Origin of the sequence: Fluviicola taffensis DSM 16823, from assembly GCF_000194605.1 — a bacterium.
Classification (GTDB): domain Bacteria; phylum Bacteroidota; class Bacteroidia; order Flavobacteriales_D; family Crocinitomicaceae; genus Fluviicola; species Fluviicola taffensis.
The window spans coordinates 3,159,255-3,180,952 of the sequence record NC_015321.1 but is presented as its reverse complement, the minus strand read 5'-3'; the positions used below and the strand labels follow the sequence as shown (position 1 = coordinate 3,180,952).

At 36.4% G+C, this 21,698-nt stretch carries 18 protein-coding genes; 13 read left to right on the top strand and 5 right to left on the bottom strand.

From position 1 onward, the window contains the following. Nucleotide 1: 1 nt before the first annotated feature. On the bottom strand, nt 2–1,054 hold the full coding sequence (gene pdhA / locus FLUTA_RS13845) for a pyruvate dehydrogenase (acetyl-transferring) E1 component subunit alpha (RefSeq protein ID WP_013687510.1): 1,053 nt from the start codon (nt 1,052–1,054) through the stop codon (nt 2–4). Between the two features lie 176 nt (nt 1,055–1,230). Here pdhA and FLUTA_RS13840 point away from each other — a divergent pair, with 176 nt between their 5' ends. From FLUTA_RS13840 to FLUTA_RS13820, 5 genes are all read left to right on the top strand, one after another. Next, a complete protein-coding gene (locus tag FLUTA_RS13840) occupies nt 1,231–1,752 on the top strand; it encodes a metallophosphoesterase family protein (RefSeq protein ID WP_013687509.1) in 522 nt (173 codons plus the stop codon). Between the two features lie 15 nt (nt 1,753–1,767). Then, nucleotides 1,768–2,793, top strand: a complete 1,026-nt coding sequence (gene porQ, locus FLUTA_RS13835; protein ID WP_013687508.1) for a type IX secretion system protein PorQ — start codon at nt 1,768–1,770, stop codon at nt 2,791–2,793. A gap of 138 nt (nt 2,794–2,931) precedes the next feature. Further along, nucleotides 2,932–3,636 (top strand): porin family protein, encoded by a 705-nt coding sequence (locus FLUTA_RS20890; protein WP_013687507.1) that lies wholly within the window; start codon nt 2,932–2,934, stop codon nt 3,634–3,636. A gap of 104 nt (nt 3,637–3,740) precedes the next feature. Next, nucleotides 3,741–4,442 carry a (d)CMP kinase gene (cmk, locus tag FLUTA_RS13825; protein ID WP_013687506.1) on the top strand — a complete coding sequence of 234 codons (702 nt, stop codon included), beginning with the start codon at nt 3,741–3,743 and terminating at the stop codon, nt 4,440–4,442. A 186-nt stretch (nt 4,443–4,628) separates the two neighbouring features. Next, nucleotides 4,629–5,291 (top strand): hypothetical protein, encoded by a 663-nt coding sequence (locus FLUTA_RS13820; protein WP_013687505.1) that lies wholly within the window; start codon nt 4,629–4,631, stop codon nt 5,289–5,291. An 83-nt stretch (nt 5,292–5,374) separates the two neighbouring features. On the opposite strand, the gene FLUTA_RS13815 is transcribed toward FLUTA_RS13820, so the two are convergent. Further along, entirely contained in the window at nt 5,375–6,112 is a 738-nt protein-coding gene (locus tag FLUTA_RS13815; RefSeq protein ID WP_013687504.1) for a GIN domain-containing protein, read from the bottom strand. After that, a complete protein-coding gene (locus FLUTA_RS13810; protein WP_245545480.1) occupies nt 6,102–7,193 on the bottom strand; it encodes an acyloxyacyl hydrolase in 1,092 nt (363 codons plus the stop codon). Before FLUTA_RS13810 ends, FLUTA_RS13815 begins: the two co-directional genes overlap by 11 nt. Before the next feature lie 73 nt (nt 7,194–7,266). Between FLUTA_RS13810 and mazG the strand changes: the two genes are divergently transcribed. The 3 genes from mazG to FLUTA_RS13795 all read left to right on the top strand — a co-directional run bounded on the left by mazG (nt 7,267) and on the right by FLUTA_RS13795 (nt 11,338). Continuing rightward, the gene (mazG, locus tag FLUTA_RS13805; RefSeq protein ID WP_013687502.1) at nt 7,267–8,049 is read left to right on the top strand and encodes a nucleoside triphosphate pyrophosphohydrolase; all 783 of its coding nucleotides are present in this window, start codon (nt 7,267–7,269) and stop codon (nt 8,047–8,049) included. Between the two features lie 114 nt (nt 8,050–8,163). Beyond that, entirely contained in the window at nt 8,164–10,506 is a 2,343-nt protein-coding gene (locus FLUTA_RS13800) for a TonB-dependent receptor (protein ID WP_013687501.1), read from the top strand. Between the two features lie 343 nt (nt 10,507–10,849). Then, a complete protein-coding gene (locus tag FLUTA_RS13795; RefSeq protein ID WP_043023831.1) occupies nt 10,850–11,338 on the top strand; it encodes a T9SS C-terminal target domain-containing protein in 489 nt (162 codons plus the stop codon). Between the two features lie 101 nt (nt 11,339–11,439). On the opposite strand, the gene FLUTA_RS13790 is transcribed toward FLUTA_RS13795, so the two are convergent. Further along, a complete protein-coding gene (locus tag FLUTA_RS13790) occupies nt 11,440–13,149 on the bottom strand; it encodes a M61 family metallopeptidase (RefSeq protein WP_043024332.1) in 1,710 nt (569 codons plus the stop codon). Nucleotides 13,150–13,479: 330 nt separating this feature from the next. On the opposite strand from FLUTA_RS13790, the gene lpdA reads away from it, so the two are divergent. The 5 genes from lpdA to FLUTA_RS13765 all read left to right on the top strand — a co-directional run bounded on the left by lpdA (nt 13,480) and on the right by FLUTA_RS13765 (nt 20,683). After that, nucleotides 13,480–14,871 (top strand): dihydrolipoyl dehydrogenase, encoded by a 1,392-nt coding sequence (gene lpdA / locus FLUTA_RS13785; RefSeq protein WP_013687499.1) that lies wholly within the window; start codon nt 13,480–13,482, stop codon nt 14,869–14,871. 440 nt (nt 14,872–15,311) lie between these two features. Next, on the top strand, nt 15,312–16,955 hold the full coding sequence (locus FLUTA_RS13780; RefSeq protein ID WP_013687498.1) for a DUF1800 domain-containing protein: 1,644 nt from the start codon (nt 15,312–15,314) through the stop codon (nt 16,953–16,955). An 11-nt stretch (nt 16,956–16,966) separates the two neighbouring features. Next, the gene (locus tag FLUTA_RS13775) at nt 16,967–18,613 is read left to right on the top strand and encodes a DUF1501 domain-containing protein (RefSeq protein WP_013687497.1); all 1,647 of its coding nucleotides are present in this window, start codon (nt 16,967–16,969) and stop codon (nt 18,611–18,613) included. Next, nucleotides 18,610–19,479: a porin family protein gene (locus FLUTA_RS13770; protein ID WP_013687496.1), complete on the top strand. Its 870-nt coding sequence runs from the start codon at nt 18,610–18,612 to the stop codon at nt 19,477–19,479. The genes FLUTA_RS13775 and FLUTA_RS13770 overlap by 4 nt, the downstream gene beginning before the upstream one ends. A gap of 25 nt (nt 19,480–19,504) precedes the next feature. Then, entirely contained in the window at nt 19,505–20,683 is a 1,179-nt protein-coding gene (locus FLUTA_RS13765; RefSeq protein ID WP_013687495.1) for a hypothetical protein, read from the top strand. 97 nt (nt 20,684–20,780) lie between these two features. On the opposite strand, the gene FLUTA_RS13760 is transcribed toward FLUTA_RS13765, so the two are convergent. Further along, nucleotides 20,781–21,698, bottom strand: coding sequence for a bifunctional metallophosphatase/5'-nucleotidase (locus FLUTA_RS13760; protein WP_013687494.1), 918 nt, complete (start codon nt 21,696–21,698; stop codon nt 20,781–20,783).

The following is a 21,698-nucleotide window of genomic DNA, read 5'->3' as shown; positions in this document are numbered from 1 at the left end:
ATTAATATTCAATAATGTAAGGATAATTTGGCTCTTGGTAGATGTCTTCATACAAATCGTCTGCATCTGGATAAGGAGATTCTTCAGCAAATTTCACTGATTCCTCTACTTCATTTTTCACCCATGCATCAATCGCTTCAATTTCTTTAGCAGTCAACCATTTATTGGATTGAATCATTTTCAAACAATGCTCAATTGGGTCTTGCTCCATCCACTCAGCAACCTCTTCTTTGGTACGGTATTTTTGTGGATCAGACATGGAATGTCCTTTATAACGGTAAGTACGAATATCCAATAATGAAGGCCCATCACCTCTACGTGCTCTTGCAACTGCTTCTTCAATTGCTTCATGAACCGCCTCTGGAGACATTCCATTCACTGATTTAGAAGGCATTTCATAAGAATCACCTATTTTAGACAAATCTGTTACGTTCGTTGTACGCTCAACAGAGGTTCCCATTGCATAGTTGTTATTTTCAATGATGTAGATTACTGGTAATTTCCAGTTCATCGCCATATTAAACGTTTCATGCAAAGCACCTTGACGAACTGCTCCGTCACCCATTGAAACAAAAACAACATTGTCTGTTCCGTTATATTGTTCAGCAAAAGCAACACCCGTACCCATTGGAATTTGAGCTCCAACGATTCCGTGTCCACCCATGAAGTTCTTCTCTTTATCAAAAAAGTGCATCGATCCACCTTTTCCTTTCGAACAACCCGTTGAACGACCATATAATTCTGCCATCAAAACACGTACATCAGTACCCAATCCAATTGGATGCGCATGATCACGGTAAGCAGTCATGTGGGAATCAGTAGGCTTTGACGCACTCACTGTTCCTGCAACAATTGCTTCTTGACCAATGTATAAGTGACAGAATCCACCAAATTTTTGTTGGATATACAATTGCCCTGCCTTTTCTTCGAAACGACGCATCAAAAGCATGTCTTTATACCATTTGATATACGTTTCTTTTGAAAATTTAGAGGTGCTTTTTGCTGCACTCTTCGTTGTTGTTTTTGATGGTTTTGAAGCTGTTTTCGTAGCCATGCTTACCAATTTTTTGTTTGTTTGATGGACAAATATAATTACTAATTACGAATTATGAATGCCGAATTACGAATAGGATGAAGTATCTGCTCTTTTCATCCCGATAGCTATCGGGAGTTCATTTTCAATTTTCAATTTGACAAAATGTTTAGTTTTGTAGTAATTCAACTATCAGAATGGTAAAAATTGGTTTATTATCAGACACACATGGATTTCTCCCAGAGCGCGTTTTTGAATTATTCAAAGATGTGGATGAAATTTGGCATGCGGGTGATATTGGAAGCTTGGAAGTTACAGATCATTTGAAAGCTTTTAAGCCATTGAGAGCCATTTTTGGGAATATTGATGACCAACAGATTCGCTCTGAATTTCCAGAATATTTAAACTTTCAGATAGAGGATGTTTCTGTTTCAATGACACATATTGCTGGAAGGCCGGGTAGATATAGCAAACATGCATTGGAATACATTCATCAAACAAAACCAACTATCTTTGTTTGTGGTCATTCACATGTTCTATTGGTTCAACAAGACAAAAGCAAAAATTTATTATGGCTAAATCCTGGAGCTTGTGGAAATAAAGGTTTTCACTCCATACAAACCGCGCTTCGTTTTCAAATCAATGGGTCAAAAATAGAACAAATGGAAGTGATTGAATTTGGAAAAAGATCAAGTTTAAACAATGAAGACAAAAAATAAGCGTTATCTCCCCATATGAATTATAAACTGCGACTTGTAATACTATTTCTAGCTCCTATGCTTACCCAAGCACAAACTGGAGGGAAATATGCATTTCAAAATTTAAATACTCAGTACAATGCCCGCACCATGGGGCTTGGAGGTGATGCTATAACCATTTATGACAGCGATTTAAACTTGGCATTAAACAATCCTGCGATTTTGAATGATCAAATGAACGGTAAATTTGGGTTCAACCAAACCATCATGAGTAGTGGCGTTAATACAGGAGCACTCACCTATGCCCGCAAAATTCACAAAACCATGGGTATGCTCAATTTTCGGTATACAGCTTATGGGAAAATGAAGCGTACAGACGAATTGGGAATTGAAAGTGGAACTTTTTCACCTGGAGATTTCATACTTGGTGCCAGCGCGCAACATGCTTTTAACCAACGAATGTCTGTTGGTGCAACATTCAACATTCTCTATTCACAATTAGATTCTTACACCGCATTTGGAACAAGCTTAGATATTGCAGGACTTTACAGAGATTCAGCAAGAAACTTAACCCTTGTTGGAGTCATTAAAAACTTAGGAGCACAATGGAAAGGATATACCAAAGAAAGAAATCCACTACCATTGGAAGTTCAATTAGGTATTTCTCATAAATTGAAACACGCCCCATTTAGATTTAGCTTGGTAGCACAGCACTTGCAAAAATGGAATTTGGCTTACAATGATCCAAATGCACAAGGTCGGATAGATCCATTAACGGGAGACTCTATTCAAGTAAAAAAAGCGGGGTTCTTTGAAAATTTAGCCCGACATGCAAAAATTCAACTAGAAATTTTGATTGGCAAAAAATTCCACCTTAGCACTGCTTTCGATTATCAACGAAGAAAAGAACTCGCAATCGTAGGACGAGGAGGTTTAGCTGGGTTCAGTTTTGGAGCTGGTTTTGCATTTAAACGATTCAGTATTGATTACGGTTGGTACATCTACTCTGCTGCTGGTGGACAGCATGGATTAACATTAAATTTTCTACTTTCAAAAAAGTAAACACCTCCTTGAATTTGACTATTTTACACGAATAATTAGAACTTAATCTTAAGTTGTTAACTGTAATTTGTTGACATTTTTTGTTTACACCGATTTATTTAATCCGTAATTTCGTACCAACCAATAATAATTTATAATATGAAAAAGTTAAGTTTACTATTAGGTGGAATTATTCTTTCCACTGCTGTAATGGCTCAAAAGCCAACTGAAGGAAATCCTTTCTCTATTGAGGGTCAAATGGGATTAACTGCTGGTCTTGGAGGTGGAACAAACCTTCAATTTGCTGCTCCTGCTTTGCGTTTACGTTATTTTGTAATTCCTGAATTTGCAGTTCGTTTGACTGTTGGATTTAACAACAACAAGAGAACAATTAATGCTGAAGAATTGATTGACGGAACAGGTGAATCTGGAAAATATGAATTTAAAAACTCGATGACGAACATTGGAATTGGTGGTGAATACCATTTCAAAGGAACTGAGCGTTTATCTCCATATGTAGGATTGGATATTCAATTCGGAATGGGTGCTGCTAAAGAAACAGGATCAAATGCAGATTATATCGCAGGTAATGCAGTGTATGTATTAGACCACAATGAAAAATATACTGCAAAAGCGAGTATGTTTGGAGTAAATTTAGTTGCTGGTACAGACTTTTATTTCGCTCAAAACTTTTACTTAGGTTTAGAGTTGGGTCTTGGATTCCAATCTACAACTTTAAAAGATGCTACTCGTGAGACTACTGTTGCTGCTGCTGTGCCAGTAGTTCAAGTAACTCCAGGAGTTAAAGAATCTTCTTTCGCAAATAACTTTATCGGAAACTTCCGTCTAGGATGGAGATTCTAATAAATTAGAACAGTATAAAAAAATGAAGGGTTTTCGCTACGGTGAAAGCCCTTTTTTTATGGTTAAAAACTTCATTTAAATAACTTTTAGCTTAACTTCGCGGTATGCAGAATGCGTCAAAAATCACCATCGCTATTGATGGATATTCATCTTGTGGAAAAAGCACATTGGCAAAAGCTCTTGCTCAAAAAATGAATTATACGTTCATTGATTCTGGAGCCATGTATCGCTGTGTTGCACTTTTCGGTATTCGGAATGGATGTGTTCTTGGTGCACACAAACTCAACTTATCCTGCGTCGTTTCATCTTTACCTCAAATTAACATTCAGTTTGGCGAAGCGGATGAAAAAGGAAACAGAGCTGTCTTATTAAACCAAGAAGATGTTTCGGATGAGATTCGTCAACTCGAAGTTGCAAATATTGTGAGCGAAGTTGCAGCTATCGAAGAAGTGCGAAGTTTCCTGGTTAAACAACAGCAAGAACTAGGCTCAAAGGGCGGAGTTGTTATGGATGGTAGAGATATTGGAACAGTTGTTTTCCCAAACGCACAATTAAAGCTTTTTGTAACGGCAAAGCCAGAAATTAGAGCTCAAAGAAGATTCTTGGAGCTTCAAGCAAAGGGAGAAACGAATTCGATGGAAGAAATACTACAAAATTTGAAACACAGAGATCGCATTGACAGCACACGAGCAATTAGTCCGCTAACTCAAGCTAAGGACGCTCAAGTGCTTGATAATTCGGAAATGAGTGAATTGGAACAATTGGAATTCGTTTTAAATCTCGTTAAAAATAAAACAACTATTTAACCACTAAAAATCATATTTCTTTCCTTTAATGATTTGTTAATCTAAACAAAACTGAATGTTCATCAAATATTCGATTTTCTTCATTGAAATCATTAGTTTATTCATTCCGTACAGATTTTAACACAAAACCCTCATTTTAAGGTTCAAGTTGTGTAAATTTGCACACCTATTAATTCAAACCAAAATATGTTATCAATTGGAAAAATAACCGAAGAAATCATTGGTAGAAGTCCGTTTTTGCGTGAGGCAATGACTGATGATTTGATCAATATTTCTTCTTTAGCTAGAAAAATCAAACCTGAAATTGAGGAAGCTTTAGGAAAAGAAGTAAAGGAAGGAGCTATCGTAATGGCAATCAAAAGAATGTCTCCAGGACTTTACCATCGCTTAAACATCAAAATCACCAACATTATTGGTGAACTTGGAGATTTCTTGGTTCGTTCAAACTTGGAAGATTTTACATTTGAAAACACAGAATCATTGCGCTTAAAGCAAGCTGATTTAGTTCAATTGGTAAACTCCGAATCAGATATTTTCTATACGATTTGTAGAGGTGTTACTGAAACTACGGTCATTTGTTCTCAAAGTATTTCGCCAAGAGTTGAAAATTTACTCATCAATGAGCGCTTAAAATCTCACACACGAGATTTAGCTTCTATTACAGTAAAACTTCCAGCAGTAAACTCAGAAGTCTATGGTATTTACTACTATATTTTGAAACACCTGGCTTGGGAAGGATTAAATATCGTTGAAATCGTTTCTACAGCAAACGAGTTTACGATTATCGTTAAACAAGATCATGTAGACAAAGCATTTAAAGTTTTGATGCAATTGAAAAGAGGAAAATAAAAAAAATGCCTCCCGAATTTATCGGGAGGCATTTTTTTTATTTTCTTGAAGGTGTGCGACGCATCGCGCACTCACTTTTTTTATTATAGTGCCTTCACTTCACCTGTTCCATTCATAAGAACATCCACTCCAAGCGGAGTTCCTTTATAAAGAATATTTCCCGATTGAGTAATGTAGCCTTTAATCATCAAATTATTTGCATTGATTTTAATATCTCCAACAGTTTCAGATGCTACGTAGATCGAATCGGAGACTACTAAATCACTCACATCACAATAACTATTGCTTTTAACCAAAATACTCGCAGATTGAGTTGTACCAGATAAGGTAAAATTGCACCAGCCATGATTTGCCTCAGCATATACATAAACTGCATTTAGATTCAAATTCACATCCCCTGCTCCATCACGACTGTAAAACGTAAAAAAATCTGTTTGAATTGTTCCCAAATTACTCAAGGGTTCAGTTCCTATAAAACGGATGTTGATCAATCTTGTACAATGTATTTCAGCAACTACCACTTTCTTGGCATTTCTCAAAAACCCACAACGATTCTTGTTATCAATAGTCAATGTACCATCAATAATTTCTACCTCAATGAAATTCAATAAATTTTCGCCTCCTTTCAATACAACTTTATCCAAAGAGTCTTGAATAATAACAAATTCTACGTGCTCTCTTAGATCAAGTCTATCAAAATTCCCTAACGGAATTTCTTTGGTCGTTTGATTTCCAATAAACTTAAAGCATTTTCTATTTTCAGCCTTTTTACAAGAAACTAACAACGAGAATAAACTCAAAAACAACAAACTACTTCGCATGGTACCTTGCTTTATAATTAAAGGTATAACCTACCCCATACTCTACATAATCCGCTTTTGCCCAGTTCGATTTTAACACCAAGTTAAATAAGAGTCCATTTTCACATTGGTAACGCATCCCAACACGGTGATAAAAACGACCATCTTGATCGTATCGATCTCTCAAATAAGCTCCCATTCCAAGAACAAATCGAAAGCGATCTAAAGGAACATTGTAACCAAGATACGCTCCAACTTGAATGATGGAACCTTGTGTTTTCGGAATATACTCCCGGTAATTAAATATGGATTGTTTTGAAATAACATCTAAGGCTATTTCCATTCCAACTTTTGGTTTAAACTGTTTATACAACATCCCGCTTAAGGCGAAGACTGGATAACGTTTTCCTCCCGTTGGGAAAATCTGTTTTTCAGAAAGAATTCCAACAAGAGAAACATTCCAACTTTTGAAGAAAGGAACATGCTGAAAAGTTCTAGCATCAACTACCTTTGGTTCTTTGTTAGCAACAGTATAGGAATATCCCAATCCAACAAACATCATATTTACCCCCAAATTCGGAACCTTACTTGCCCCGTTTGAAAAGTGGGTCATATCCAAACTAAGCATCAGTCCATGATTCGGTTTAACATACCATTTACCCTGAACACCCAAACAAATTAAGGCATTCACATAACTACTCATCGGTACATTTTTGGGATTTGAATCTTTGTTGTAAACCTTCGTAATGATACCTAATCCAGCCCCCACCTTTGAAGTCAATACAAACTTTTCACTTCTTGTCCATGGAAACTCCACAAAACCATATCCCCCAAAACCATATCCTAGTATGTCGCGATTCCCGAGATTGGAACCATAAAGTGTTATTCCAACATACGGATTTCTATAATCAGAACTCCAGCTCTTCGAACGCACTCGCTTATAAAAAGAAAATTCACCTGCTAAAAGTCTATCTTTTGCTAAATGCCCCATCGTTCCTCTATGTGCTGCCAAGAATCCGGATTTACCTTTTACAGAAAACTCCCAACTATCCTTTTTAGACTCTTGACCAAAGAGAACTATAGGTAGCAAAAAAAATAGCATCACAAGTTTCATAATTCAAAATTACAAATTTTGTTCTATGTACATTTGTTGAATAGAAATAACAATCAATAATATGAATCAAGACCCAAGATTAGTTGCATTTGAGCGCTTATTAATTATTATGGATGAACTTCGAGAGAAATGTCCATGGGATAAAAAACAAACCATTCAATCTTTGCGTCATTTGACAATAGAAGAAACCTATGAACTTGCAGATTCTATTCAGGCCAATGATATGAATGGGATCAAAGGAGAACTCGGTGATTTATTCTTGCATTTGGTCTTTTATTCTAAGATTGGTTCTGAACTAGGAGCGTTTGATGTAACAAGCGTTTTGAATGGAATTTGTGATAAACTAATCAACAGACATCCACATATTTATGGTGATGTCACTGCCGATTCAGAAGAAGAAGTGAAAGCCAATTGGGAAAAAATCAAGTTACAAGAAGGTAAAAAATCTGTTTTAGAAGGAGTTCCAAACACACTTCCAGCACTGATAAAAGCCATGAGAATTCAAGAAAAAGTAAAAGGAATAGGGTTTGAATGGAGCGAATTGGAAGACGTCAAAAATAAAGTCATTGAAGAATTTTCAGAACTCCATGAAGCGCAGTTAAATAAGGATTCGGATCAAATTCTAGATGAATTCGGCGACGTACTCTTCTCCTTGGTAAATTACGCCCGATTTATTGACGTAAATCCAGAGGATGCTTTAGAATCTACCAATCAAAAATTCAAAGCGCGTTTTCAAAAGATGGAAGATCTAATTCGAGATGATGCTCAAAACATGAGTGAAATGAGCTTGGATGAGATGGATATTTATTGGGAAAAAGCCAAAAAGATTCTTCGTAAAAACTGAATTAAAACCCGTTCAATCAATAATCCACCCGTTTAATCATTTTTCGAACTTTTGGCTCGTTAATTACTGTTAATTATGTAATTTCGGAACTTCTTTAATAGATTGGTAAAACTTATGAAACAATTTCTCTCTCTAGTTATATTTTTAACCATTTCAATTTATTCTTTTTCACAGGACAATACCATTCGTGGATTTTTATTCAACAATGAAAACAGTGAGGTTGTTCCATTTGAAAAAGTAGTACTTATTCCCACAGATAAATCGCAATCAATAGTCGGTGCAACTTCTGATGTTAACGGGTTCTTTACAATTCCAAAAGTTAACACAGGGACTTATTTACTGAAGGTTCAAACAGTTGAATTCAAAGAATACAACAAAGAATTAACAATTCAATCTAAATCTAGTGTTACCGAATTAAGAATTGATTTGATTCCAATGGATGCAGAAGGAATTGATGAAGTCGTGATTTCTGCAGAAACAAAATCTAAAACAACAGAGGTTTTAATGTCTGTAACAAAATTAGACAAAAAAGGATTAGAACGAATCCCAGCAGTAGGAGCCGAAAATGATATTACTGCAGCTTTCTCAGTAACGCCTGGTGTTGTGACTACCGGTGACCAAGGTGGACAGTTATATGTTCGCGGTGGTACACCCATTCAAAATAAAGTATTATTAGATGGTATGACCATTTACAACCCATTCCACTCTATTGGTTTCTTCTCCATATTCGAAACAGAATTAATTAAGAACGTTGACATTTATACAGGTGGATTTGATTCAAAATACGGAGGTAGAATTTCATCCGTTATGGACATTACTTATAGAGACGGGAATAAGAAAAATTTTGGCGGAAAAGTATCTGTATCTCCATTTTTAGCAAAATTAGTTGTTGAAGGTCCATTGTATCGAGCAAATGAAAAAAGAACTGGTGCTGGCTCATTTATCTTTTCAGCTAAGCATGCTTTATTAGATTATACTGCAAAGGATTTATACCGCGGAGTAAATGACGGAAATGGATTGCCTTACAATTTCACGGATATCTATGGAAAACTAACTTTTGCAACTGGGCAAGGTTCAAAGGTGTCTGTTTTCGGATTCAACAACTACGATAAAGTAAATTACAATTCTACTGCAGCTTTAAACTTTAAACAAGCTGGAGGAGGTTTGTCTTGGATTTTATTACCTGGTGGAGGAAAAACATTTATTAAAGGACATTTAACAGCTTCTAGCTATAAAACAAACTTTGAGGAAGTTGGTTCACAGCCAAGAACAAGCTCTATATTTGGAACAGATTTAGGCTTTGACTTCTCCTACTTTTTAAAGAAAGAAAGCCAAATTGACTATGGTATTGGAATCAATGTTTTCAAAACAGATTATGTCACATTCAATGAGGTAGCTTCAAAAATTCAAGATCAAAACAATACCGTTGAAATTGGAGCTTATGTGAATTACAAATTTGTTAGTAAGCGTTTTGTTATTCAACCAGGTATGCGTGTTCAAGCTTATGCTAGTTTGGGTACCATCTCCTTTGAACCTAGACTTGGGGTTAAATACAATGCAACTGAATTCTTTCGAATTAAACTTTCTGGAGGTCGTTATTCTCAAAACTTCACTTCAGCTTCAACCGATCGCGATGTTGTAAATTTGTTTAACGGGCTATTAAGTGCACCAACGAATGTTCAAGCAAACTTCATTACAGAAAGTGGTAAATTGAAAAATCCTAAAAACGGAATTCAATATTCATGGCACGCAATTTTTGGAACAGAGTTTGATTTAACGAAACACTTGTCATTAAACGTAGAAGGTTATTTTAAATACTTCCCTCAATTGAGTAATATCAATGTAAACAAATTATATGAAGACATTGATGATTTTTCATTTGAAGATGATGTTTACAAAAAGAACTTCTTGATTGAAAGCGGAAAATCTTATGGAGTGGATGTTTTATTGAAATATACATTAAATAGATTGTTTTTATGGGGTGTTTACTCCTATGGAAAATCGACTCGTTGGGATGGATTCACTACTTATGCCCCAGTATTTGACAGAAGACATAATATCAACATCGTTGCATCTTACGCCTTTGGTAAAAAGAAAGATTTAGAGGTAAATATTCGTTGGAATTTTGGTTCTGGCTTACCATTTACTCCTACTTCTGGATTCTATCAACAAGAAAATTTTGATCAAGGTGTAACTACAGATTATACGACAAGTAATTCTTCAGGTGTTGGCGTCTTGTTAGGAGAATTTAATTCAAAAAGACTTCCAACATACCACAGATTAGATATTACAGTTAAAAAGCAGTTTAAATTCAAGAATAAAACAGAACTAGAAATTGTTGCAGCTGTAACGAATGCATATAATAGAAAAAACATATTCTATGTGAATCGTGTTACAAATGCTAAAATCTACCAATTCCCAATACTACCAAGTTTGGGTGTTAGCTATAAATTCTAAAATATTCATTAGAAAGCGTGTTTTAAACAACACGCTTTTTTTTTATTGATAATCAGGTAACTAGAGCTCATTTGTTTCGTTTATCTTTCGGACACGAAATAAATTACAATGTTCTACTACTCCTTTAAATTTATTCCCTATCAAGGAAATTTAACTGAACAGTGTGAGGAAAAGATGAATCTGCGACTGAAACCGCATTACTCCTATCACTTTTGGAGACAATTTTACTGTTACTTCAATTAGCCCAGCAGGGTGTTCAACTACAACAACTTTCAAAAATTTCATTTGTGTTTTACCAAATGCGATTGCAGCATTCTCTGTAAATGACCCCGTTCATGGATTAATGGATACAGAATTCCACACGTTCAATACTTCCTCCAATGCCAACACATATTCATGGGACTTTGGAGATGGCGATGAAAGTAATTCATTTAACCCTAGTCATACGTATTCAGAAGTTGCTGGAAACTATCTGATAACTCTAGTGGCAAATAACTCTGGTAATTGTCCTGATACAGCAAAACTAATAGTAACCATTCAAGAGGAATTAATTTTCTATGTTCCAAATACCTTCACTCCTGATGGTGATGAGTTTAACAATGTATTTTCACCCATTTTCATCTCTGGCTTTGATCCTTACAATTACACCTTAACGATTTATAACCGTTGGGGAGAAACACTTTTTGAATCCAATGATGCAAAACAAGGATGGGATGGAACTTACAATGGTGAGCTTTGCAAAACAGGAATTTATACCTGGACCATTCGTTTTAAAACATCTGATTCAGATAAAAAAGTCACAAAAACAGGACATATTCAACTGTTAAAATAAAAAAGAGGCTTAGGCCTCTTTTTTTGTTCAAAACGTTCAATTATTCAACCTTTGTAGACGCGACTCATCGCGTTCCTACGTGTTTTTTTATGTCCGTGGGATCATTTCCCCCAATATTCAAATGCTTTTTTCTGAGCGTTATTTGGATTTTCAATGATCTGAATACCATATTCCAAATAAAAGCTTCGTTGCACTTCTGGCAAAGGAAATTCCATTATTTTTCCTTGGCGAATAATCGTTAGTCTTTTGTTTTGATTGTCTAAATAAGTCAACCATTGGTCAATATCACCTACTAATTTGAAATCATTTACGGCGATTATTTCATCGTTGAGCATCAAACCAGCCATATCTGCGGGAGAACCTGGATAAATGGCCGCTACTTGAAAATGAGGTCCTACTTGCATCGCTTTAAAGCCTACTCTACCTGCCGAATATTTTTGATTGGGTTTGTGTGTCAATTCCAATCCGATCGACTCCAAAGCTTCCGTCAAAATAGCTTCAAAAGGACGTGTTCCGTAAAAATAATCTTTCACCAATTCTTCGATACTTTCGCCAGCAAGTTCTTTCAATAATCCGATATAATCTGCTTCACTCACTCCTTTTCCAGCTAATGCAAAATTGAAATACAAGCGCTTCATCAATTCATCCAAACCATGTTTATTTCCAGAATACTCACGAATTTTAACATCGCAAACAAAGGCCAATAAACAACCTTCAGTATAAATAGAAACCTTACGTCCTGGTGTGCCTGGAACGTAACCGTCGAGCCATGTATCGTACGATGAATCTGCAACAGAGTAATGAAATCGACCGAAATTATCGAAATGTTTCTGCAATTGACCTGTAAACTCGTGTAAGTATTGACTCAAATCAAAAACTCCCGATTTATACAACATCAAATCGCCCATATAAGTAGTTACACCCTCACACAAATATCCTAATTTGGATAAATTCTCCCGTTGATAATCGTAAGGATACATTTCAATAGGACGAATAGCCTTCACATTCCATGTATGATACAATTCATGGGATGAAACTCCCAATAATTCTTTGTAAAGAACTCCAAAAACATCATAGGTTGGTCCAAGCGAAATCACCGTAGACTTTTGATGCTCCACTCCATGATATGCTTTATATGGAAGGATATGAAATAAAAAGTGATAGTGAGGAACTGGAAATTCAATAAACTTCTCAATTTGTTTCTCTGTAAAGGCCTTGAAATCTGTAATTACACGTGACCAATCAACGATGCAATCTCCCTGAAACCACAAGTGAAAGATTGTTCCATGCGATTCATATTGATTGTATTGTAAAGATGCCGAACAAATAAACGGTGAATCTGCTAACTCATCAAAATTAGCTGCACGAAGCACATTTCCCTCACGTTCCATAGAACCTGCAATATTCCAATCGGAAGGAATATTCAAATGTACTTCACATGCTTCGTCTTTCTTCCCATCTTGATAAATAAAACAATTTACTGGATTCGAATACAGCATCTCCTTCGTCAAATATGTAGATCCTGCATTCAATTCAGAAGCGTAATAACTGTATTCAACGCGAATAGTTGTTGGTTCTTTCACCTGAATTTCCCACGAAGAAAGATCCACTTTTTGAAAATCAACTGTTTTTCCTTCTTGATTAAACACCTTGAATCCTCTCACATTTTTTGCAAAATTACCCAATTCATATCTCCCAGGTCTCCACTTGGGTAAATGAATGATGGCATTTGGAGCTACATTCTCAAAAATAACTTTGAATTGAATGTATTGTTGATTCGCTTGTTCGATTGCTAAATGATACTGGGCCATTTGATGAGTTTTTGTCAAAATTAGAAATTCCACCTAGATTAAGGAGTATTATACTCAAACCATTTACCACAAAGTGCATTTTTCATTTTACCACAAATGCGCAAAAAAATGGCTCGGCTAACGCACTCGCTTTTTACAAAATCAATAGTTTTCATATCTTAAAAGAAAAGAGGAGACTTGTAAACACCTCCAAAAAAATGTGCATTTGAGGTAAAAATATGATCAAGCATCAATCATGATTATAATCTCTTTTGAATTCAGTGGCATATTCGTTCACAATTCCTGAGAATTGATTAATTTCGTGCCATTACCATTTTATTGAAAAAAGAAATGAATTACGATATTATAGTTATTGGAAGTGGTCCTGGAGGATACGTTACTGCTATTCGCGCATCACAATTGGGTTTAAAAACGGCAGTTGTAGAGCGTGATTCATTGGGTGGAATTTGTTTAAATTGGGGATGTATTCCAACAAAAGCGCTATTAAAAAGTGCAAATGTGTTTGAATACATTCAACATGCATCTGATTATGGAATTACTGTAAAGGATTCAAAAGCAGATTTCGGAGGAATGGTTGAACGTTCTAGAGGTGTTGCAAACGGAATGAGTCAAGGGATTCAATTCTTGATGAAGAAAAACAAGATCGATGTAATTAAAGGTACTGGCGTTGTTAAAGCTGGAAAAAAAGTTGCTGTTACTGGTGAAGATGGTAAAGTAACGGAATATTCTGCTGACAAAGGAATCATCATTGCAACAGGAGCTCGCTCTCGTCAATTGCCAAACTTGCCTCAAGACGGAACAAAAATTATTGGTTACCGTGAGGCGATGACTTTAAAATCACAACCAAAGAAATTGGTAGTTGTTGGTTCAGGTGCTATTGGTGTTGAGTTTGCATATTTCTACAACGCAATTGGAACGGAAGTTACAGTTGTTGAATATTTACCGAATATTGTTCCTATTGAGGACGAAGACGTATCCAAACAATTAGAGAAATCGTTCAAAAAAGCTGGAATCAACATTATGACAAATGCATCTGTTGAAGCAGTTGATACTTCAGGAAAAGGATGTGTTGTAACAGTTAAAACGGCTAAAGGAGAAGAAAAAATCGAATGTGATGTTGTTCTTTCTGCTGTTGGAATTCAAGCAAACATTGAAAATATTGGATTGGAAGAATTGGGAATCGTTGTTGACAAAGGAAGAATCCTTGTAAATGATTTCTACCAAACGAATATTCCGGGTTACTTTGCAATTGGAGATGTTATTCCTACCGCTGCTTTGGCTCACGTAGCTTCTGCTGAAGGAATTATTTGTGTAGAGAAAATTGCTGGTCATCATCCAGAACCGTTGGATTACGGAAATATCCCAGGATGTACGTATTGTTCTCCAGAAGTTGCTTCAGTTGGAATGACTGAAAAAGCAGCAAAAGAAGCTGGCATGGATATCAAAATTGGAAAATTCCCATTCTCTGCATCAGGTAAAGCATCTGCTGCTGGAGCGAAAGATGGTTTTGTGAAATTGATCTTCGACGCGAAATATGGCGAATTATTGGGAGCTCATATGATTGGAGCTAATGTAACTGAAATGATTGCGGAGATTGTTGCTATTCGTAAATTGGAAGTAACTGGTCATGAGTTAATCAAAACAGTTCACCCGCATCCAACAATGTCTGAAGCAGTTATGGAAGCTGCTGCTGCTGCATACGGAGAAGTGATTCATTTGTAGAATTGATATTAGGACTTAATAACTCTAAGTATTTAGAACCTTCAGAAGAAATTCTGGAGGTTTTTTGTTTTTGGGAACGCCAAATTGTAGGACGCGGTGCGTCGCGTCCTACAATCAATATACACCAAATCTCTCGTTAAAAAATATTCAGCCAAACTTCCTATTTGTTCATTTACTAAAAAAATTAAACAACTACTGAATTCGTTCATTACTTCTTATTTACCTGAACACAGGATAAATAAGCAAAAAATAGCCATTCTATGATTTTCTAAAATTTAAATTGATACATCAATTTTTATTGAATTTGTGAAATAGATAGCCTATCTTGGATACACGAAATTTCAAAATCAAAGCGGTTCTCTCATCTCCCAAACAAGTCCAGCCGACTTTTGATCTTTGAAAAAACACTTTGTAAATATAACGAACACAACTATTTACTTATGGCTTCACTCAATCCGATTACAGGAACTTTGGGAGCTCAAAGAGCCGCGCATTTGTTGCGTCGGGCAACTTTAGGCCCCAAACTGCAAGATATTTCCACTTTTTCAGGAATGACTGCACAAGCAGCATTTACTACACTCACTCAAACACAAGTAATGCCAGTACTTCCCATTGATCCAATGAGTGGTACAAATTGGGTTTCTCCAAATACGGTCAATACAAACCAAAATGCAGAAACACTATCCAACTATACGCGAAGCTGGTGGATGGAAAACATGCGTTCTTCCGGACCAAATGTAACAGAACGAATGGTCTGGTTTTATCATACCCATTTTCCAATGATTATGAGTAGAATTGAAGGAAATCCACAATTTGCACTTGATTATCTAAGTTTACTCCGCTTTTACGCTTTAGGAAATTACAAAGACTTGGCAAAAGCAATTTGCATTGACAATGCGATGTTGGTTCATTTGGACGGAAACCTAAATATCAAAGGCGTTCCACAAGAAAACTTTGCCCGCGAGTTTTTGGAATTATTTACAGTCGGAAAAGGCATTGAAGTGAGTTTGGGAGATTACACCAACTTCACCGAACAAGATGTACAAGCACTCACAAAAGCTTTGACAGGTTGGGGAATAGACAATACATATCAAACAATTGATCCGATAACCAATCTTCCAACAGGAAAGGTGAAAGGCAATGCAACAACGTCATCTCAACATGACGTGAACAACAAACAATTCTCAGGAGCTTTCAATAATGAAATTATCCAAACTGGAAATATTACAGGATCAAACGCAGCTGTTACAGCTGTTTATACTGAATTAGACGACGTCATTGAAATGGTATTTAATTCGCTACATACTGCAAGGCACATCTGTAGAAGAATTTACAGAGAATTCGTTTATTACGACATAACAACTGAAGTTGAAACAGATATCATTGAACCTTTAGCGAATACATTGGTCGCCAACAATTACGACATTACTTCTGTATTGGAAGTATTATTTCAAAGTGAGCATTTCTACGATTTAGACACTCCAATTACGGAGGATAATAATATTGGTGCAATCATTAAATCTCCCATGGATTTAGTAATTGGAACCCTGCGTTTGTTCAATTTGACTGTTCCTGATAAAACAACCCAATTGGCAGCCCATTACGACATGTACAGTCAACTCATTGAACAATTGGATCTTCAAGGACTTCAATTCTTCGAGCCGTATGATGTGGCTGGATATGAACCGTATTACCAATTTCCAGATTATCACCGCTATTGGATTTCTTCGAATTATCTGGCGAATCGCTATAAATTTTCAGAACTACTCATCTCTGGCTTTACAGGAATGAGTGGAAACCTACTAAAATTAGATGTGGTAGAATTTGTGGATACAAATTGTTCCAATCCAGCCGATGCAACGATTCTTGTACAAGAACTTGTTGCCTGGCTCTTCCCTATTTCACTGGATGCAACTCGTTTCAATTACTTCAGAGACAATGTACTCTTGGATCAACTTTCAGCAGCAAACTGGACAGCTGAATGGGCTAATTATGTGAATACAAGCAGTGATGTCAATGTTCGTTTACAACTGGAATCCTTAATTACAGCAATGATGCAAACACCCGAATACCAATTATTTTAACACTCAGCCGTATGGATAGAAGAGACTTTGTACGCATTTCATCTTTAGTAGGAACTGGAGTGCTTTTAAAACTAAATGGTATTGCATTGCATGCAGCACAACCAGAAGGGCTTTTAGAATACATGGCAAAATCAAGCTTGAATGATAAAATCCTAATATTGATTCAATTGCATGGTGGAAACGATGGATTAAACATGGTTATTCCGATTAATCAATACGGAAATTACTACAATTTGCGTCCAAATATTGCCATTCCTCAAAGTGGAACTCGCCATTACATTACACTAGACCCAAATTTACCAACCAATAGACAAGTTGGACTTCATCCAGACATGGTTGGTTCAAAAGCCATGTACGATGCTGGGAACATGGCAATTATTCAGAATGTTTCGTACGAAAACATGAATGGTTCCCATTTCCGCAGTCGGGACGTTTGGTACATGGGGGGAAATTACGATGATTACTTCAATTCTGGTTGGATGGGACGTTATTTTGAGCATTATCATCCAAACTACCCAACAGGCTATCCAAGCGCAGCAGTTCCTGATCCATTGGCATTGGAGATGGGAACAGGTGTATCTCTTGCATTTCATAGAAATCAAGGGATTCCTGCAGGACTTTCGATTCAAAATCCAGATGCTTTTTACAACTTAATCAACAGTGTTGGTGCGGAAGAACCTACAAACTTCCCTCCTACACATGCAGGTGACGAGATCGAATACATCATGCAAATTGAACGACAGTCGAATAATTATGCTGAGCGATTGAGAGATGTTTATGACGCTGGATCCAATTCAGGCACAGTTTACCCAGATTTATATCCGTTCATAGCACCAAGCGGAGCTTTAAACAATCCATTAGCACCACAATTGAAAATTGTTTCCAGATTAATCAGCGGAGGAATTGGAACAAAGATTTTCTTGTGTCGAATTGGCGGATTTGATACGCATGCCAATCAGGTTATCAACAACAATACTACGATGGGTTCACACGCAGCATTGATGTATCATATTTCAGCTGCTGTAAAAGCATTTTACGATGATTTGGCGAACTTAGGATTGGCCGATCGCGTTTTAACAATGACCTTCTCTGAATTTGGTAGACGTGCAGCTTCAAATGCCAGTTATGGAACCGATCATGGAAATGCGGCTCCAATGTTAATTTACGGAACATGTCTGAATCCAGGTGTTTATGGAGATAATCCAGATTTACAAAACCTGCAAAATGGAAATATTCCGCTGCAACATGACTACCGTCAAGTGTTCACTTCTGTAGTGAAGGACTGGTTTGGCGCACCCGATGCGGCAATTCAACACGTGAAATTTGAGAATTTCGTCAATAATCGAGTGGATTATATTCGATGTAAAGAACTCAGTACAACAGAGCTTTTTAAAGAGAATTTATGGCTGAAATGCTATCCAAATCCAACCAATTCAAGTATCAACATATCTTATTTGTTGCAAAAAGAAACCAAAGTACATATTGAGATTAAAGATATTTCTGGACGAACAATTGGAAACATAACAGATGCTCCAACTGTTCCTGGAGAACACGTTCTGGATTTCAATTTAACACGCTATGCAAATGGAACATATTTCGTAACCCTCATTGCAAATGATAGTGTTGTGCTTACTGAAAAAGTAATCCTTACCAAATGATGATGCACATTCGAATTTTATTAATTAGTTCAATCGTTCTTTCCAGTTACCACGGATTGGCTCAAAAGAAATATACTGTTCACCGGAAAAACAAAATTTACATCGGTTTATCGGGCGGAATGAATTTTAGCAAACCTCATGTGGTAAAAGACTATAGCTTGTTGGTCGCAACTCCGCAATCTTCCAGCAATAATTCAAACTTAGAAAAAGAATATGAACCGTTATTTAAAAGCTCTGGAGGGCAATTTGGCTTGTATCTTTCTTACTCATTTAAAAGAAATCTTTCGATTGTTTTTCAACCTTCTTACCAAACGAATAGTTTCAATTATTTGACGGCATATTCGTGGTCAGATACTGTAAATGGAGCAGATTTCGGAATCGAAATGATGCATGAACAAAAAATATCCGGAATTAGCTTGCCTTTATTGGTCAGATGGGATTTTACCGTCTCTCAATTCTCTCCCTATATTCAAGGTGGAATTTTTACCAATTTCAGACATCATGCCCGAAAAACGATTTTTTATGATTACGATATTGACAGCGAAGTAGACAAAAAAACAGCTGATCGAACGGGAGAAACAGATCTCACAGAACACATTAATAAAGCGAATTTTGGACTCACTGCAGGAGTTGGATTTACGTATTTTGCCAATTATTTTGCCATCAGTTTGGAAAGTAATTTTCGCTACGGATTCGGATCACAAGTCAATGACAAAAACCGCTATGCCGATTATACAGGTTTAAGCGTTCAGTACCTCGATGTAATGGATCAATTGAAGCTCATGAATTTAGATTTTCAATTAACCATTATGTTCCCAATCGACAATTCTATTTCATTAGGAATTCTAAGAAAAAGTAGACATTAATTACAGACAATAAAACAACATGACTATGAGCAGATTCCTGTTTTTCACGATTCTTTTTGGACTTTCACTGAGTACTATTGGCTGTAAAAAAAATAAAACGAAGCCAGAAGATTCCTTTATAAAAATTTATGACGATCAAAATGGAAACAAACATTTCAATCCACTTGGAATAACCACTTCAGCAAGCAATGACGGATACATTGTTCTGAGCGCTTATGATGGTTGGAGAATTCATCTAATGAAAATCGACAATGCAGGTGAATTTTTATGGAATTATGAACTTCCAAGTCAGTATGTAAATGCCGTTCCCAATTTAATCAAGAGCAACGGACAAAACTACTTGGTTTGCATGGATGCTGTTGGGTTATTTACTTATATCTTAAAAATCGATGAAAGTACGCACACAACGACAGAAGTGTCTAATTTTCCAAATGTCTTGTATCCAACGTATGCTTTCAATGCAGGTTCAGCCATTTACATCCAAAATTACGACCGATTAAGTATACAAACAGGAATTCATAAATTGACAACCGATTTAACAACCATCACACAATCAGCTGGATTGGACATCTTTACAGATGTTGAAGAGCGTATTGTAAATCATGTAACATTCAATGGCAAGCGGATTCCGTTCTTTGTGAGTGTGACTCCAGATAACAATCATATTGTCATGAATGGATTCTACAATTACAGTTTTTCATTGGTTTTCTTAGATCAGAACCTGAATTTCACAGGCGTATACAACGGGGCAGGTTTCAATGGAGGATTAGCTGCTATTTCTACATCTGGAAGTTCTGGGTTTGCCCTAGCTCGTTTTTCCTATGATAACTTATATTACAATCCGAATGCTTCCTTGAATCCAACGACCATCGACATTGCCGAATCAATTCCTGCTCAGGGCCAATCAGAATTAGATGCACAAAAACCGGTATTGATCAAAAATATTTCAATAGGAGAAGTTCAGTATAAGGCTTACCTATCTTCCACAAGAAGTAACCAACTGGTATTGAGTCTCTATCATTTAGGAGGAAGCTTAGTTGGAAAAAAATACCTCGGAAAAAACATTCCACTAACAGCCTGTGATTTTATTCAAACGGAGGATAACGGATTAAACATCCTTGTACAAGCAAAAATTATGGGAAGTTTTGACCGCATTGCAATTATGAAATTATCCAAGGAGCAACTGGAAGAAATTCCGAATTAAGCCAAAAAGGAAACCTCAACTACGCTCAATATGCTTTTTTAATCTCTATTTTTCACAGTGAGTTCGCGGCAATTAATCGCATCTACATTTTTATCATTTAACCTATACTTTCATCCAAAAAACGATTATCTGATGCAATTGATGCATTTTTATCGTCATGGCTCAAAGAAATATCTATTCTTCCAAGTTTCAATCCTCCATAACCAACTTGGTTTACGAAAACGGATTTCCCTTCTTTGTTTTTAAATTCTTGAATGGCTTCCAAAAAGGTATGTGTATGTCCTCCGATGATTACATCAATTCCTGAAGTTGAAGCAGCTAATACTTTGTCTGAAACTTGATTGCTTTTGTATTCATAACCAATATGAGACAAGCAAATCACGACATCACAACCTTGCTTTCGCAATGAATCAGATTGTTTTTGAGCTATTTGAATAGGATCTTGGTATACCAATCCTTTCCAACTTTCAACGGGAACCAATCCTTTCAAATCAACACCTAAACCAAATATTCCAATTTTAAATCCAGCCTTTTTGATTATCGTATACGGCTTTACAACATCAGCAAGTGGCGTGGAACCTAATTCGTAATTTGCATTCACAACTTGAAAGCTAGCATTTGACAAAGCACTTTTATAGGCATCCATCCCGATATCAAAATCATGATTCCCTAAAGTAACCACATCGTACTTCATGGCTTCCATGGTTTTCATCTCCAAAACACCTTTAAACTTATTGAAATAGGGTGTTCCTTGGAAAATATCTCCAGCGTCTAGCAACAAGACGTTATCTTCTTGTTCGCGAATCGATTTGACCAAATTTGCCCTGCGAGAAACGCCCCCCATATTCGGAAACTTGGGATGATTGACTGGAAAGGGATCAATATTGGAATGGGTATCATTGGTATGTAAAATCACCAATTTACTCGTTTTTTTCTGTGCACTCATCAATGAAGGAGCGACGATAGCAGCTCCAGCCAAAATCCCAGTGGATTGTAAAAATAGTCTTCGTTCCAT

Bases quoted from the DNA above. Each gene is read 5' to 3' on its own strand.
- FLUTA_RS13790 (WP_043024332.1), bottom strand. From the start codon at position 13,149: ATGGCCCAGTATCATTTAGCAATCGAACAAGCGAATCAACAATACATT.
- porQ (WP_013687508.1), top strand. From the start codon at position 1,768: ATGAATTATAAACTGCGACTTGTAATACTATTTCTAGCTCCTATGCTT.
- FLUTA_RS13800 (WP_013687501.1), top strand. From the start codon at position 8,164: ATGAAACAATTTCTCTCTCTAGTTATATTTTTAACCATTTCAATTTAT.
- FLUTA_RS13760 (WP_013687494.1), bottom strand. From the start codon at position 21,698: ATGGAACGAAGACTATTTTTACAATCCACTGGGATTTTGGCTGGAGCT.
- FLUTA_RS13820 (WP_013687505.1), top strand. From the start codon at position 4,629: ATGTTATCAATTGGAAAAATAACCGAAGAAATCATTGGTAGAAGTCCG.
- FLUTA_RS20890 (WP_013687507.1), top strand. From the start codon at position 2,932: ATGAAAAAGTTAAGTTTACTATTAGGTGGAATTATTCTTTCCACTGCT.
- FLUTA_RS13780 (WP_013687498.1), top strand. From the start codon at position 15,312: ATGGCTTCACTCAATCCGATTACAGGAACTTTGGGAGCTCAAAGAGCC.
- lpdA (WP_013687499.1), top strand. From the start codon at position 13,480: ATGAATTACGATATTATAGTTATTGGAAGTGGTCCTGGAGGATACGTT.
- mazG (WP_013687502.1), top strand. From the start codon at position 7,267: ATGAATCAAGACCCAAGATTAGTTGCATTTGAGCGCTTATTAATTATT.
- FLUTA_RS13795 (WP_043023831.1), top strand. From the start codon at position 10,850: ATGGATACAGAATTCCACACGTTCAATACTTCCTCCAATGCCAACACA.
- cmk (WP_013687506.1), top strand. From the start codon at position 3,741: ATGCAGAATGCGTCAAAAATCACCATCGCTATTGATGGATATTCATCT.
- pdhA (WP_013687510.1), bottom strand. From the start codon at position 1,054: ATGGCTACGAAAACAGCTTCAAAACCATCAAAAACAACAACGAAGAGT.
- FLUTA_RS13810 (WP_245545480.1), bottom strand. From the start codon at position 7,193: ATGCTATTTTTTTTGCTACCTATAGTTCTCTTTGGTCAAGAGTCTAAA.
- FLUTA_RS13840 (WP_013687509.1), top strand. From the start codon at position 1,231: ATGGTAAAAATTGGTTTATTATCAGACACACATGGATTTCTCCCAGAG.
- FLUTA_RS13775 (WP_013687497.1), top strand. From the start codon at position 16,967: ATGGATAGAAGAGACTTTGTACGCATTTCATCTTTAGTAGGAACTGGA.
- FLUTA_RS13815 (WP_013687504.1), bottom strand. From the start codon at position 6,112: ATGCGAAGTAGTTTGTTGTTTTTGAGTTTATTCTCGTTGTTAGTTTCT.
- FLUTA_RS13765 (WP_013687495.1), top strand. From the start codon at position 19,505: ATGAGCAGATTCCTGTTTTTCACGATTCTTTTTGGACTTTCACTGAGT.
- FLUTA_RS13770 (WP_013687496.1), top strand. From the start codon at position 18,610: ATGATGATGCACATTCGAATTTTATTAATTAGTTCAATCGTTCTTTCC.